Source organism: Pseudomonas atagonensis, from assembly GCF_011369485.1.
Lineage (GTDB): Bacteria > Pseudomonadota > Gammaproteobacteria > Pseudomonadales > Pseudomonadaceae > Aquipseudomonas > Aquipseudomonas atagonensis.
Genome location: NZ_VXCA01000030.1, coordinates 80,345 through 94,536 on the forward strand (window position 1 = coordinate 80,345; position 14,192 = coordinate 94,536).

General features: G+C 60.3%; 13 protein-coding genes. 5 read left to right on the forward strand and 8 right to left on the reverse strand.

Going from position 1 to position 14,192, the window contains the following annotated elements:
• Window positions 1-240 precede the first annotated feature (240 nt).
• The 7 genes from F2P67_RS21405 to bioB all read right to left on the reverse strand — a co-directional run bounded on the left by F2P67_RS21405 (window position 241) and on the right by bioB (window position 7,312).
• The gene (locus tag F2P67_RS21405; protein WP_166223352.1) at window positions 241-2,046 is read right to left on the reverse strand and encodes a phenylacyl-CoA dehydrogenase; all 1,806 of its coding nucleotides are present in this window, start codon (window positions 2,044-2,046) and stop codon (window positions 241-243) included.
• Window positions 2,047-2,322: 276 nt separating this feature from the next.
• Window positions 2,323-2,619: a pyrroloquinoline quinone biosynthesis protein PqqE gene (locus tag F2P67_RS21410; protein WP_166223355.1), complete on the reverse strand. Its 297-nt coding sequence runs from the start codon at window positions 2,617-2,619 to the stop codon at window positions 2,323-2,325.
• Between the two features lie 106 nt (window positions 2,620-2,725).
• Window positions 2,726-3,406, reverse strand: coding sequence for a dethiobiotin synthase (gene bioD / locus F2P67_RS21415; RefSeq protein WP_166223358.1), 681 nt, complete (start codon window positions 3,404-3,406; stop codon window positions 2,726-2,728).
• Window positions 3,403-4,215 carry a malonyl-ACP O-methyltransferase BioC gene (gene bioC, locus F2P67_RS21420; RefSeq protein WP_166223361.1) on the reverse strand — a complete coding sequence of 271 codons (813 nt, stop codon included), beginning with the start codon at window positions 4,213-4,215 and terminating at the stop codon, window positions 3,403-3,405. Before bioC ends, bioD begins: the two co-directional genes overlap by 4 nt.
• On the reverse strand, window positions 4,208-4,939 hold the full coding sequence (locus F2P67_RS21425) for an alpha/beta fold hydrolase (protein WP_166223364.1): 732 nt from the start codon (window positions 4,937-4,939) through the stop codon (window positions 4,208-4,210). Before F2P67_RS21425 ends, bioC begins: the two co-directional genes overlap by 8 nt.
• Window positions 4,932-6,110, reverse strand: coding sequence for an 8-amino-7-oxononanoate synthase (gene bioF / locus F2P67_RS21430; RefSeq protein ID WP_166223367.1), 1,179 nt, complete (start codon window positions 6,108-6,110; stop codon window positions 4,932-4,934). Before bioF ends, F2P67_RS21425 begins: the two co-directional genes overlap by 8 nt.
• A 146-nt stretch (window positions 6,111-6,256) precedes the next feature.
• Entirely contained in the window at window positions 6,257-7,312 is a 1,056-nt protein-coding gene (gene bioB, locus F2P67_RS21435) for a biotin synthase BioB (RefSeq protein WP_103304440.1), read from the reverse strand.
• Window positions 7,313-7,403: 91 nt separating this feature from the next.
• On the opposite strand from bioB, the gene F2P67_RS21440 reads away from it, so the two are divergent.
• The 5 genes from F2P67_RS21440 (at window position 7,404) to rarD (ending at window position 13,334) form a co-directional block, all read left to right on the forward strand.
• A complete protein-coding gene (locus F2P67_RS21440) occupies window positions 7,404-8,138 on the forward strand; it encodes a ComFC family protein (RefSeq protein ID WP_166223369.1) in 735 nt (244 codons plus the stop codon).
• A 193-nt stretch (window positions 8,139-8,331) separates the two neighbouring features.
• The gene (locus F2P67_RS21445; RefSeq protein ID WP_166223372.1) at window positions 8,332-9,096 is read left to right on the forward strand and encodes a TOBE domain-containing protein; all 765 of its coding nucleotides are present in this window, start codon (window positions 8,332-8,334) and stop codon (window positions 9,094-9,096) included.
• Between the two features lie 70 nt (window positions 9,097-9,166).
• The gene (locus F2P67_RS21450; protein WP_166223375.1) at window positions 9,167-11,068 is read left to right on the forward strand and encodes an alkaline phosphatase PhoX; all 1,902 of its coding nucleotides are present in this window, start codon (window positions 9,167-9,169) and stop codon (window positions 11,066-11,068) included.
• A gap of 197 nt (window positions 11,069-11,265) precedes the next feature.
• The gene (locus F2P67_RS21455) at window positions 11,266-12,240 is read left to right on the forward strand and encodes a serine/threonine protein kinase (protein ID WP_016983182.1); all 975 of its coding nucleotides are present in this window, start codon (window positions 11,266-11,268) and stop codon (window positions 12,238-12,240) included.
• A gap of 206 nt (window positions 12,241-12,446) precedes the next feature.
• Window positions 12,447-13,334 (forward strand): EamA family transporter RarD, encoded by an 888-nt coding sequence (rarD, locus tag F2P67_RS21460; RefSeq protein ID WP_166223378.1) that lies wholly within the window; start codon window positions 12,447-12,449, stop codon window positions 13,332-13,334.
• A gap of 223 nt (window positions 13,335-13,557) precedes the next feature.
• On the opposite strand, the gene F2P67_RS21465 is transcribed toward rarD, so the two are convergent.
• Complete coding sequence (locus tag F2P67_RS21465) at window positions 13,558-14,076, reverse strand: glycine cleavage system transcriptional repressor (RefSeq protein ID WP_034155036.1); 519 nt, start codon at window positions 14,074-14,076, stop codon at window positions 13,558-13,560.
• Window positions 14,077-14,192: the final 116 nt, after the last annotated feature.

A 14,192-nucleotide genomic window follows, 5' to 3' on the forward strand; every position in this document is an offset into this window, starting at 1 on the left:
GCCAGTTAAGCACACACAATGTGATACAGATCACACGCAGTCTCTTTAACGGCCGAAAATGTTGATTGCTGAGCCATCGAACGATGTTTTTTGCCTCTGTACGAATGAATCATTGTTAATGGCCACTATGCCTGATGGCCAGGACCGGATTTTCCCTCGCAATGCCAAAAAATTCAGCCAAAAAAAAACCGCTGCTCCCCCAAGGAAGCAGCGGTTTTTTTCAAGAGACCGCGTTAAGGCTTAGTAGCCGAGTGCGAAGTCTTCTTCTTTCATGTCCATCAGGTTGTTGGCGCCCGACAGCATGGTGGCCACGTGAGTACGGGTACGTGGCAGGATGCGTTGGAAGTAGAAGCGCGCGGTTTGCAGCTTGGCGGTGTAGAACGCCGCGTCGCCGGTACCTTCTGCCAGCTTCTCGGCTGCCAGACGTGCCATGTCGGCCCAGAAGTAAGCCAGGCAGGCATAACCGGAGTACATCAGGTAGTCCACGGAGGCCGCGCCGACTTCTTCGCGATCTTTCATGGCAGCCATACCGACCTTCATGGTCAGCTCGCCCCATTCCTTGTTGATTGCAGCCAGCGGAGCGACGAACTCTTTGACGGCTTCGTTGCCTTCGTTGTTCTGGCAGAACTTGTGGACGATCTTGGTGAAGCCTTTCAGTGCCTCGCCTTGAGTCATCAGCACTTTACGGCCCAGCAGGTCGAGCGCCTGGATACCGGTGGTGCCTTCGTACAGCATCGAGATGCGGCTGTCGCGGACGTTCTGCTCCATGCCCCACTCGGCGATGAAACCGTGGCCGCCGTAGATCTGTACGCCGTGGTTGGCGGATTCGAAACCGACTTCGGTCATGAACGCTTTAGCGATCGGAGTCATGAAGGCCAGCAGTGCGTCGGCTTTCTTCTTCTCTTCTTCGTCCACGCCATATTTGACGATGTCGACCTGCTTGGCGGTGAAGTACACCATCGCGCGGTTGCCTTCGGCGAATGCCTTCATGGTCAACAGCATGCGGCGTACGTCAGGGTGAACGATGATCGGGTCAGCAGCTTTGTCCGGCGCTTTCGGGCCAGTCAGGGAGCGCATTTGCAGACGATCGCGAGCGTATTTCAGGCCACCCTGGAAGCCGATTTCGGCGTGGGCCAGACCTTGCAGCGCGGTGCCCAGACGTGCGGTGTTCATAAAGGTGAACATGCAGTTCAGGCCTTTGTTCGCCGGGCCGATCAGGAATCCGGTCGCGCCGTCGAAGTTCATCACGCAAGTGGCATTGCCGTGGATGCCCATCTTGTGTTCCAGCGAACCGCAGCTCACGGCGTTGCGTGCGCCAACAGTACCGTCGGCATTCGGCATGAACTTCGGAACGATGAACAGGGAAATGCCTTTGGTGCCAGCCGGTGCATCCGGCAGGCGAGCCAGTACGATGTGGACGATGTTGTCGGCCATGTCGTGTTCACCGGCCGAGATGAAGATCTTGGTGCCGGAAACCTTGTAGGAACCGTCGGCCTGAGGCTCGGCCTTGGTGCGCAGCATGCCCAGGTCGGTGCCGCAGTGCGGCTCGGTCAGGCACATGGTGCCGGTCCATTCACCGGAGACCAGTTTGGTCAGATAGGCTTCTTGCTGCTCAGGGGTACCATGCTCGGAGATGGTGTTCATCGCGCCGTGCGACAGCCCCGGGTACATGCCCCACGACCAGTTGGCTTCGCCGACCATTTCGCTGACGGCCAGACCCAGCGATTCAGGCAGACCCTGACCACCGTGCTTAACGTCATGGGCCAGGCTTGGCCAGCCGCCTTCGACGAATTGTTTGTAAGCCTCTTTGAAGCCCGTCGGGGTTTTCACGCCGGACTCGCTCCAGGTGCAACCTTCGAGGTCGCCCACGCGGTTCAGCGGTGCCAATACCTGCTCACAAAACTTGGCGCCTTCTTCGAGAATGGCGTCAACCATGTCCGGAGTCGCGTCTGCGCAAGCCGGAAGGCTCTGATAATGCGCTTCATAGCCGAGCAGCTCGTCACGAACGAAGCGAATATCACGCAAGGGGGCCTTGTAGTCAGGCATAGCGATAAACCTCTGCTGATGTAACCGGGAATGAACGACCGTGTTGATTTGTTGTGACGGTCAAACAGTTGTTTGAAACATACGTTTACGCCGAAATGTTGTCAAGCATCGATCTTTTGCCGTTCGTCTTCATGACTTTCAAATCCCGGGCACAACGCAACGCCGTGTGCTCAAAGTAGCCACAGACACTGAAAAAAGATTAGTTGAGGGAGAAGGACTTACAACGAAAAACGCCGCGACAAGGCGCGGCGTTCTGAAGACTGTCAGCGAGAAAATTCAGGCAAACGTATCGATGATCGTCCCGAGCATTTCATCGGATGCCTTGGCAACCTTGACGCCCAGTTCTGCCTGAATCTTGCCCTGAGACATCTCGACCATGTTACTTGCCAGATCCGATTGCTGCGCACGATCAACACCACGCAGCCGATCGACCTGCGCCTGCGAAGACTGGCTGGTGACCGAACGTTCGATGGTGTTGCTGGCAATCTGGCTGGCAGCCTGATCGACACGGTTCTGGCCGCTCTGAATCGAGCTCAGACCCGCATAAAAAGCTGTGTTACCGGAGATTTCCATAACGGTTCTCATCCCTGGGAAGGATCAATTGCCGCCATTGAAGCAGAGGCGCCAGAAAAACACCCGTCAAAAACACTAATGGCACAGTGCCTGTTCATAGGCAAAATCAGTCGAGCAAGTCCAGTTGCAGGTGTTCAGCCACCGCTTCTGCACTCAAGGCCTTGAGTTTGGGCACTCGCCCAAGGCACGGCGCCGGGATCCTTTCAGCCAGCGTTGCGAGGTTTTCTTCCAGTCGTGACGTCTTCGGATCAATGATGTTCGCCACCCAGCCCGCGAGTTGCAGCCCGTCACGGGCAATCGCCTCGGCCGTGAGCAAGGCATGACTGATACAACCCAGGCGCACACCCACCACCAGAATCACCGGCAGCTTCAGCGCGATGGCCAGGTCCGACAAATTATCCTGATCCGCCAACGGCACCCGCCAGCCACCCGCGCCTTCGATCAGCGTGAAGTCGGCATTCATCGCCAGAATCTCGCGCATCGGTGCCAGCAACGATTGCACCGTCAGTGCCACCCCCGCCTCGCGCGCCGCCAGGTGCGGAGCAATCGCCGGCTCGAACGCCACCGGGTTGACCTGTTGATACGTCAGCGGCAATGAACACTCGGCCAACAGCGCCAACGCGTCAGAATTGCGCAAGCCTTTGGGCGTGACCTCACACCCGGAGGCGACCGGTTTGCCCGCCGCCGTGCTCAACCCCGCCGAGCGCGCCGCGTGCAGCAGCCCGGCGGCGACGGTGGTCTTGCCGACATCGGTGTCCGTTCCGGTGATGAAATACGCTGCGCTCATACGGGTCTCTCCAACACGGCGTAGACCACCTGGTAAGTCGCCGGCAATCCCGACGCCTCACGGAACTGCTCGTATGCCTCGACCAAACCGAGAATCCGTGCCCGCCCGGTCAAACCACCCGGCCGTCCGGGATTGAGATTGTGCGCACCCAACGCTTTCAGTTCATGGGTCAGGCTGCGCACATCCGGATAGTGCAACACGTGCGGCTGCTGCTCCAGACTCACCGCGCGTAAGCCGCTGACCGCCGACAGTTGCTCGTAGCGGGCAAATTCGCGGAAGCGGTTGACGTGCACCAGGCCATCGACCTGACGCCAGCTGTCGCGCAACTCAGACAACGTCCCTGTACAAAGACTAGCAAATGCAAAAATCCCCCCGGGTTTCAGCACCCGAAAGGCTTCGCGGAGTACCGCTTCGAAGTCCGCACACCACTGCACCGCCAGGCTGGAGAAGATCAGATCGCAGGTTGAATCCTGCAACGGCAGGCGTTCCGCGTCACCCGCGATAAAGTGCTCGGCACCGCCCAACGGCCGGGCGTGATTGAGCATGCCTTCGGCGATGTCCAGCGCCAGCCCCTGCCCCTCTGCAAAACGTTCGCTTAATGCGCGGGTGAAATAACCGGTGCCGCAGCCCAGATCGAGCCAACGCTCAGGCACAAAATCCTTCGGCAGACGTTGCAGCAGTTGTGTACCGACATCGCGCTGCAACTCGGCGACGCTGTCGTAACTGGCTGCCGCTCGGGAAAAAGACGCCGCGACCTGTCGCTTGTCCGGCAAGCCGCCAGGCAGCGCAACTTGAGACAAATCAGTCATCACCGCTCTCGTGTAAAAAAGCCTGGATCGCACCCGCCACTCCGTGCGGGTCCTCCAGCAGAAACGCATGGCTGGCCTGTTCGATCAGGCCAATTTCAATATCCGGCAACAGGGCAAACAACGCAGCCGCTACCTCGGCAGGCACCAGACCATCGAGGCCGGCAAACAGGTGAAACTGTGGGCCGCGAAACGCCTGCAATGCTTCGCGAGTGTCGAGTTGAGCGAGCAATTCCAGCCCCGCCATCAGCGCCGCCGCCGCGGTATTCGGCGCACCACCCAACATCAACCGCGACAAGCCGCGTGGGTCTTGCGCGCCTTGAGCACAAAGCAGCGAGAAGCGTTTGAGGGTTGTACGCGGATCGGCCTGGCAACCGGCGAGAAACGCATCGAACGTCTCACCCGCCATCGCACTCGGCCATTGCTCATGGGCAACGAAAGAAGGATTGCTCGCCAGCGTCAACAAACCGCAGCAACGTTCGCCACGGCGCGCCGCCAGCTCGGAGGCGAGCATGCCGCCGAGCGACCAGCCCCCGAGCCAGACGTCTTGAGGAATGCGCTCATCGAGTTCGTCGAGCCAATCTTTTACGTCGCTGGATTCCAGCGCTGGCAACGGCTCGATATCGACCTTCAGGTGCTCGTCGAGCCCTTGCAACGCCGCCGCCAACGGTTCCATCGGCGAAACACCGAGGCCCCAGCCGGGCAGCAGGATCAGGCGGTTACGCATGGTTTGGCTCCGGCGACAGTCGGGCAAAGCAATCGGCCAGTCCCTCTAACAATAGCTGCACCTGCGCCTCACTGTGGGCGGCGGTCAGGGTCACGCGCAAGCGCGCACTGCCGGTCGGCACGGTGGGCGGACGAATCGCCGTGACCATCAGCCCGCGCTCTCGCAGCATCTGCGACAGACGTACAGCGCGACCGGCATCGCCAATCATGATCGGCTGGATCGGCGTGAAGCTGTCCATCAGCTCCAGACCGATCTGTTCGGCGCCGTGGCGGAACTGTCGGATCAGCGTCTGCAGATGCTCACGGCGCCAGTGTTCGCTGCGCAGCAGTTCCAGACTTTTCAATGTCGCGCAGGCCAGCGCCGGGGGCTGGCTGGTGGTGTAGATATACGGGCGAGCAAACTGAATAAGGCTTTCGATCAGCTCCTCACTGCCGGCGACGAAAGCGCCTGCCGTGCCGAACGCCTTGCCAAGGGTGCCGACCAGCACCGGCACATCCTCCTGGCCCAAGCCGAAATGCTCGACAATCCCGCCGCCATTGGCGCCCAACGGTCCAAAGCCGTGCGCATCGTCGACCATCAGCCAGGCGCCTTTGGCCTTGGCTTCACGCGCCAGCGCCGGCAGATCGGCAAGGTCGCCGTCCATGCTGAACACGCCGTCGGTGACCACCAGCGTATTGCCGGTGGCTTTCTCCAGACGCTTGGCGAGGCTGTCGGCGTCGTTGTGCAGATAGCGATTGAATCGCGCGCCGGACAACAGGCCGGCATCCAGTAACGAGGCGTGATTGAGGCGGTCTTCCAGCACCGTATCGCCCTGCCCGACCAGCGCCGTCACGGCGCCGAGGTTGGCCATGTAACCCGTGGTGAACAGCAGCGCTCGCGGGCGCCCGGTGAGGTCGGCCAGCGCCTCTTCCAGAGCGTGATGCGGGCCGCTGTGACCGATCACCAAATGCGAGGCACCGCCACCGACGCCCCAGCGCTCGGCACCGGCGCGCCAGGCTTCGATCACTTGCGGGTGATTGGCCAGGCCCAGGTAATCGTTGTTGCAAAACGCGAGCAAGGGCTGGCCGTCGATTACCACTTCGGGCCCTTGGGGGGATTCGAGCAGCGGTCGCTGGCGGTAGAGGTTTTCGGCACGACGGGCAGCAAGGCGTGCGGCGAGATCGAAAGACATGCAGGCCTCGACTTTCAAGTGACACAGATCTCCTGTAGGAGTGAGCCTGCTCGCGATGGCGGTGTATCAGTCGACATTATTGGTGAATGTCAGACCGCTATCGCGAGCAGGCTCACTCCTACAAGGTTTTGCATTTCAAGTGGTGGTCAGACCGCAGCGTTATAGAACTGCTCGCTGCTCTTCTGCTCCACCAGCGCTTGCTCGATCGCAGCCTGATGCACTTCATCGGCATGCTCTTCGCGAGCCTCCGGCTGAATGCCCAGACGCGCGAACAATTGCATATCCTTGTCGGCCTGCGGGTTGGCCGTGGTGAGCAATTTGTCGCCGTAGAAAATCGAGTTGGCACCGGCAAAGAACGCCAAGGCCTGCATCTGCTCGTTCATCGCCTCGCGACCGGCGGACAAACGCACGTGGGATTGCGGCATGAGGATGCGCGCCACGGCGAGCATGCGGATGAAGTCGAACGGGTCGATGTCTTCGGCGTTTTCCAGCGGCGTGCCGGCGACTTTTACCAGCATGTTGATCGGCACCGACTCCGGGTGTTCCGGCAGGTTGGCCAGCTGGATCAGCAGGTTGGCGCGGTCGTCCAGCGATTCGCCCATGCCGAGAATGCCGCCGGAACAGATCTTCATCCCCGACTCACGCACGTAAGCGAGCGTCTGCAGGCGCTCGCTGTAAGTGCGGGTGGTGATGATGCTGCCGTAGAACTCCGGCGAAGTGTCGAGGTTGTGGTTGTAGTAATCGAGGCCGGCCTTGGCCAGCGCTTCGGTCTGCTCCTGATCCAGACGACCGAGGGTCATGCAGGTTTCCAGGCCCATGGCTTTCACGCCTTCGACCATTTTCAACACGTACGGCATGTCTTTGGCCGACGGGTGTTTCCACGCCGCGCCCATGCAGAAACGGGTCGAACCGATGGCCTTGGCGCGGGCAGCCTCTTCGAGAACTTTCTGCACTTCCATCAGCTTTTCTTTTTCAAGGCCGGTGTTGTAGTGACCCGACTGCGGACAGTATTTGCAGTCCTCAGGGCAGGCACCGGTCTTGATCGACAGCAGGGTCGAAACCTGCACGCGGTTAGCGTCGAAATGCGCGCGATGCACCGTTTGCGCCTGAAACAACAAGTCGTTGAATGGCTGCACGAAGAGTGCTTTGACTTCGGCCAGAGACCAGTCGTGACGCAGGGTGGCTGTGGTGCTCGCGCTCATGGGTATTTCCTTGGTTATGCTTGACTGGCGACTGGGGAAACCGAATACCCACAGGCGCTACACGGATGTTCGGCATATTTAAGGAAGAGTCATGCGCTGTCAACCACGATACAAAGGCGAGGTTTACATCTGTTTAAAAAACGTACACCACTGCTTGTTATGCGATGAACCCGCCGACGCGCAAACACCACTCTGCATGGCCTGCGAAACCGATCTGCCGTGGCTCGGCGAGCAATGTTTGACCTGCGCATTGCCAATGCCCGCTCCGGGTCTGACCTGTGGCGAGTGTCTGCTAGAGCCGCCGGCCTTCGAAACGGTCGCGGTGCCTTGGATGTATGGCTTCCCGGTGGACAGTCTGATTACGCGTTTTAAACACAATGCAAAATGGCCGTTTGGCCACCTGCTCGCCGACGTTCTCGGCCAATACCTGCATCATCGCTTCGAAGAAGACTTGCCGCGCCCGCAGGCATTGTTACCCGTACCGCTGGCGGGCAAACGCCTGCGTCAACGTGGCTTCAACCAAGCCGCAATGCTCGCGCGCTGGTTGAGTCAGCAACTGGATGTGCCGTGCGAAGAGAATGTCTTGCGCAGGGTTCAGGACACCAGTGCCCAGCAAGAGCTTGATGCCAAGGCGCGCAAACGCAATCTGCGCAGTGCCTTTGCCCTTGAGCCTGAGGCTCAGGTACGCGGCCGGCATCTGGCACTGGTCGATGATGTGCTGACCACTGGCGCCACAGCACAAGCGCTCGCGCGATTGTTGATGGCTGCAGGCGCCGCGCGAGTCGACGTGTACTGCCTGGCCCGAACGCCGAAACCCGGAAGTTGAAGGCAACACCATGCCCCCTGTGGGAGCGGGCTTGCCCACGAAGAGGCCGTCAAACCCGGCCTCAATGCCGGCTGACACATCGCCTTCGCGAGCAAGCCCGCTCCCACGCGGTTAATCAGTGTTGAACTTGACTCTCGCGTTGCAAGCGGCCAACTTCACGTCCCACCGCCTCAACAAAAAAAGCGCCCCATTCATGTCCATGCCTTCCCTGTTGTCCCAGCACATCGTCCGCCGTCCGCAGCGAATTGCCCTGCTGCAACACATCGCCGAACAAGGCTCGATCACTCGCGCCGCGAAAAGCGCCGGCCTGAGTTACAAAGCCGCGTGGGATGCCATCGATGAGCTGAACAATCTGGCGCAGAAACCGCTGGTAGAACGCGCGGTCGGCGGCAAGGGCGGTGGCGGCGCGAAGCTGTCGGATGAAGGCGAGCGCGTGCTGCGCCTGTATCAAAAACTGCAGGCGTTGCAAGCACAGGTGCTGGAAGCGGCGGAAGATGCCAGCGATCTCGATTTGCTCGGGCGTTTGATGCTGCGCACCAGCGCGCGCAATCAATTGCACGGCAAAGTGGTCGCGATAGAGGCTCAGGGCCGCAATGACCTGATCCGTCTCGAACTGGCCGAAGGTCTGGGCATCGGCGCGCAGATCACCCACGACAGCACCGTGCATCTGGAGCTGCAACCGGGCACCGAGGTCGTGGCGCTGATCAAGGCAGGCTGGCTTGAACTGCTCGCACCCGGCCAACCTGTAACGTCTGGTCACAATATTCTAAACGGGACCATCGAGGCGATTCTCGATGCCGAGGACGGCCCCAGTGAAGTGCGCATCTCCCTGCCCAATGGCCATACCCTCTGCGCCCTGGCGGAACCGCTGGACCTGCGTACCCGCGGGCTGACCCTCGAACAACCGGTGCAAGTGCAGTTTTCCCCGTCTAACGTTTTGATCGGCACGCCGCTCTAGTCAGGCCCTGCAACAAAAACTTCATCGCCTCCCATTAAGGTTGCTGCCAAAACCAAGCAGGGAGCCTGATGTGAGCCTATTAGAAGAAAACCAATCCACCGACCTGGAAAAAATGGTCGGCCTCAGCCGTCGCGGTTTCATCGGCGCCGGCGCGTTGTGCGGTGCCGCCATGTTCCTCGGCGGCAGCCTGTTGAGCCGCAGTGCGCTCGCCACTGGCGTCAGCGCCGGCAACAGTCGCCTGCTCGGCTTCGACAGCATTGCCGCGGCGACCACAGACGTCATCAGCCTGCCCAAAGGCTACAAGTCTTCGGTGCTGATCAGTTGGGGCCAGCCCTTGCACAAGAACGGCCCGGCCTTCGATCCGAGTGGCAATGGCACCGCCGCCGCTCAGGAAGTGCAGTTCGGCGACAACAACGACGGCATGAGCCTGTTCGAATTCCCCGACGACCGTAACCGTGCGTTGATGGCGATCAACAACGAATACACCAACTACCGCTACCTCTACCCGCACGGCGGCATGCCGCAATCGGCCGAAGACGTGCGCAAGGCGCTGGCCTGCGAAGGCGTGTCGGTGATCGAGGTGCAACGCAAGAACGGCCAATGGCAGTTCGTCCAGGGTTCGCGCTACAACCGCCGCATCCACGGCAACTCGCCGTTGCGCATCAGCGGCCCGGCGGCCGGCCACGATCTGATGAAAACCGCTGCCGACAAGCACGGCAAGAAAGTCCTCGGCACCTTCCAGAACTGCGCCAACGGTAAAACCCCGTGGGGCACTTACCTGACCTGCGAAGAGAACTTCACCGATTGCTTCGGCAGCAGCAACGCTCAGCAGCAATTCGATCCGGCGCAAAAACGCTACGGCGTATCGGCTGCCAGCCGTGAAATCAACTGGCACCCGCATGACCCGCGCTTCGACATGGCGAAGAACCCCAACGAACTCAACCGTCACGGCTGGGTGGTCGAGATCGACCCGTTTGATCCGCAATCGACGCCGGTCAAACGCACGGCGCTGGGTCGCTTTAAACATGAAAACGCCGCACTGGCCGAGACCGATGACGGCCGCGCCGTGGTGTACATGGGCGATGACGAGCGTGGTGAGTTCATCTACAAATTCGTCAGCCGCGACCGCATCAACCACCGTAACGCCAAAGCCAACCGCGACATCCTCGATCACGGCACGCTGTACGTGGCGAAATTCGATAACGGCGACAGCAACCCCGATCACCCGAAAGGCCAGGGCCAGTGGATCGAACTGACCCACGGCAAGAACGGAATCGACGCCAGCAGCGGTTTCGCCGATCAGGCCGAAGTGCTGATTCACGCTCGCCTCGCCGCCAGTGTGGTCGGCGCCACGCGCATGGACCGCCCGGAATGGATCGTGGTCAGCCCGAAGGATGGTCAGGTTTATTGCACCCTGACCAACAACGCCAAGCGCGGCGAAGACGGGCAACCGGTGGGCGGCCCGAACCCGCGCGAGAAAAACGTTTACGGACAAATCCTGCGCTGGCGCACCGACCGCGACGATCATGCGTCGAAGACGTTCGCCTGGGATTTGTTCGTGGTTGCTGGCAACCCGGGCGTGCACGCCGGCACGCCAAAAGGTGGCTCGTCCAACATCACCCCGCAGAACATGTTCAACAGCCCGGATGGTCTGGGTTTCGACAAGGCCGGACGCTTGTGGATTCTCACTGACGGCGATTCGAGCAATGCCGGGGATTTTGCCGGGATGGGCAATAACCAGATGCTCTGCGCCGATCCGAAGACCGGTGAGATTCGCCGCTTCATGGTCGGGCCGATCGGTTGCGAAGTCACCGGGATCAGCTTCTCGCCGGATCAGAAAACCCTGTTTGTCGGGATTCAGCATCCGGGTGAGAACGGTGGCTCGACCTTCCCCGAGCATCTGCCGAACGGCAAGCCACGCTCTTCGGTGATGGCGATTACCCGTGAGGATGGCGGGATCGTCGGCGCCTGATAAACCGTCTTCGGGAGCAAGCCCCCTCCCACAGGGGAACGCCTGCGTGGGGATAGTCTTCCATACACCAGAGTTCTACTGTGGGAGGGGGCTTGCTACCGAAGAGGTCCTCCCAGACAAGGCAAACCCCCCAACCCCCACAGTCTGCGCTACCATGCCGGGCCGGACGCGGCAGCCTGCTGCGCGCAGGAGTCAGCATGGCCCACCCGTTTGAAACCCTCACACCCGACCTTGTCCTCGATGCCGTTGAAAGCATCGGGTTCCTGAGCGATGCGCGCATTTTGGCGCTCAACAGCTACGAAAACCGCGTCTATCAGGTCGGCATCGAAGACTCCGAACCGCTGATCGCCAAGTTCTACCGTCCGCAGCGCTGGACCAACGAAGCCATTCTGGAAGAACACAAATTCACCTTCGAGCTCGCCGACGTCGAGATTCCGGTGGTCGCGCCGCTGATTCACAACGGCGAAACCCTGCACGAGCACGCCGGTTTCCGCTTCACCCTGTTTCCCCGCCGTGGTGGCCGCGCGCCGGAGCCGGGCAATCTCGACCAGCTGTATCGCCTCGGGCAGTTGCTCGGACGCATTCACGCGGTCGGCGCGACCAAGCCGTTCGAACACCGTGAAGCGCTCGCAGTGCAGAACTTCGGCCATGCCTCGCTGAACACCTTGCTCGAAGGCAACTTCATTCCGAAAAGCCTGTTGCCGGCCTACGAGTCCGTCGCCCGCGACCTGCTCAAACGTGTCGAAGATGCCTACGCCAACACGCCGCACCAGAACATCCGCATGCACGGCGATTGCCACCCCGGCAACATGATGTGCCGCGACGAGATGTTCCACATCGTCGACCTCGACGACTGCCGCATGGGCCCGGCCGTGCAGGACATCTGGATGATGCTTGCCGGTGATCGTCAGGAATGCCTAGGGCAACTGTCAGAGTTGATGGACGGCTACAACGAATTCCACGATTTCGATCCGCGCGAACTGGCGTTGATCGAACCTCTGCGCGCATTGCGTCTGATGCACTACAGCGCCTGGCTCGCACGGCGCTGGGACGATCCGGCGTTCCCGCACAGTTTTCCGTGGTTCGGCACTGAGCGTTATTGGGGCGATCAAGTGCTGGCGTTGCGTGAACAGCTTTCAGCGCTCAACGAAGAACCGCTGAAACTCTTCTGATTCATCACGACCCCTTGTGGGAGGGGGCTTGCTCCCGAAAGCGGACTTGCATTCAACGATTATGTTGACTGACACGGCGCATTCGGGAGCAAGCCCCCTCCCACATTTGTCCTCTGTTCACAATTTCCCGACCACTGCGCTGCGGCATTTGTGGACAAATCTCCTTACAATCCCTCCTTTGTTAGTTGCCTAAGCAAGGATTCTGCATGCAAGCCGCCAACCCGCGTCGCGGGTACATTCTGGGCCTGAGTGCCTACATCATCTGGGGCCTGTTCCCGATCTATTTCAAAGCCATCGCCGAAGTGCCGGCCGTCGAAATCATCATCCACCGGGTGTTGTGGTCGGCGCTGTTTGGCGCGCTGCTGCTGATGGTGTGGAAACACCCGGGCTGGCTGCGCGAACTGCTGGATAACCCCAAACGCCTGGCAATTCTGGCCTTGAGCGGCACGCTGATTGCGGCTAACTGGCTGACGTATGTGTGGTCGGTAAACAACGGGCGCATGCTCGAAGCGAGCCTCGGTTACTACATCAATCCGCTGGTGAACGTGTTGCTGGGGATGTTGATTCTTGGCGAGCGCCTGCGCCGGATGCAGTGGGTCGCGGTCGGTCTGGCGGCCGTCGGCGTGGCGCAACAGGTCTGGCAGGTCGGCAGTTTGCCGTGGGTTTCACTGGTGCTGGCGCTGACCTTCGGCTTCTACGGTTTGATCCGCAAGCAGGCTCCGGTCAAAGCGTTGCCGGGGCTGGTGGTCGAGACCTGGATGCTGGTGCCGATCGCTATCGCATGGCTGCTGTTCAATCAGACCGCGACCAGCGCCCAACCTGAGTTCTGGACGACGTCGCAAGCCTGGTGGCTGGTCGCGGCCGGTCCGGTGACGCTTGTGCCGCTGGTGTGCTTCAACGCTGCTACGCGTCACCTGCCCTATACCACCATTGGTTTCCTGCAATATCTGGCGCCAACTCTGGTGTTGCTGCAGGCGGTGCTGCTGTTCGGCGAGCACTTGTCGTCCAGCACCCTGATCGCGTTCATCTTCATTTGGGCCGGCCTGGCAGTTTACAGCGTCGATGCGTGGATAAGTTTGCGCCGCCGCACCTGATCAAAAAACGCACAACCCTCCGCAGGCCACGGTTCTCGTGGTCTGCAGCGTTCCTTCCCAAGGTTATCCACAGCGTGATCCCCGCCGTTTGTGTGCAACTTGTTGAATACTGGCGTTTTTTTGATCAGCAACGGCAAAGCCACGTCGGCCGTGGCGTTGCGGGCTGTCTCTACAGGTTATCCACAGGCAGGTGCACGTTTAAACTGGATAACCCGTTCAAGCCTTAAACGTCTGTGCGTAACACCAGTTCGACCATCAAATCATCGGCCAGGGTTTCCAGACGCGACTGCAACACGTCGAGCGACAACGTCAGCGGCACCGCGAGTATCGCTTCGGCGTGAAACAGCGGCTCGCTGCTCATCGGCGCCGGACGCACCTCCGTCACCAGCCGCTCCAGATTGACGCCCTGCTCGCTCAACAGTCGCGTGATGTCGCGCACGATCCCCGGCCGGTCGTTGCCTACCAGCTCCATGGCTATCGGTTTCCAGGTACAGGATTGCTCGATACCACTTTCAGCGATCAACACGCGAATGCCGTGAGTCGACAGCGCTTGTAAGGCATCGACTAATTCATCGTAAGCCTCTGCCGGTACCCCCACCCGTAAAATCCCGGCGAACTGCCCGGCCATCCGCGACATGCGACTTTCCAGCCAGTTACCGCCGTGCTCGGCAATGCATTGGGCGATGCGCTCCACCTGCCCGGGCTTGTCCGGGGCGAAAACGGTGAGTACGAGATGGTCCATGGCGCCGCCCTCTTGTCATGACTTTTGTTATAGAAAAGCAAGTATAGGCAAGCGTCTTGATTAAGCCCGGCCCAGTGCCGGTATGTGGAAATCACCTGCAGATGATGATCTGTGGC

Coding starts and splice junctions, on each gene's coding strand:
- F2P67_RS21405 (WP_166223352.1), bottom strand. CDS start 2,046: ATGCCTGACTACAAGGCCCCCTTGCGTGATATTCGCTTCGTTCGTGAC.
- F2P67_RS21410 (WP_166223355.1), bottom strand. CDS start 2,619: ATGGAAATCTCCGGTAACACAGCTTTTTATGCGGGTCTGAGCTCGATT.
- bioD (WP_166223358.1), bottom strand. CDS start 3,406: ATGAGCGCAGCGTATTTCATCACCGGAACGGACACCGATGTCGGCAAG.
- bioC (WP_166223361.1), bottom strand. CDS start 4,215: ATGACTGATTTGTCTCAAGTTGCGCTGCCTGGCGGCTTGCCGGACAAG.
- F2P67_RS21425 (WP_166223364.1), bottom strand. CDS start 4,939: ATGCGTAACCGCCTGATCCTGCTGCCCGGCTGGGGCCTCGGTGTTTCG.
- bioF (WP_166223367.1), bottom strand. CDS start 6,110: ATGTCTTTCGATCTCGCCGCACGCCTTGCTGCCCGTCGTGCCGAAAAC.
- bioB (WP_103304440.1), bottom strand. CDS start 7,312: ATGAGCGCGAGCACCACAGCCACCCTGCGTCACGACTGGTCTCTGGCC.
- F2P67_RS21440 (WP_166223369.1), top strand. CDS start 7,404: ATGCGCTGTCAACCACGATACAAAGGCGAGGTTTACATCTGTTTAAAA.
- F2P67_RS21445 (WP_166223372.1), top strand. CDS start 8,332: ATGTCCATGCCTTCCCTGTTGTCCCAGCACATCGTCCGCCGTCCGCAG.
- F2P67_RS21455 (WP_016983182.1), top strand. CDS start 11,266: ATGGCCCACCCGTTTGAAACCCTCACACCCGACCTTGTCCTCGATGCC.
- rarD (WP_166223378.1), top strand. CDS start 12,447: ATGCAAGCCGCCAACCCGCGTCGCGGGTACATTCTGGGCCTGAGTGCC.
- F2P67_RS21465 (WP_034155036.1), bottom strand. CDS start 14,076: ATGGACCATCTCGTACTCACCGTTTTCGCCCCGGACAAGCCCGGGCAG.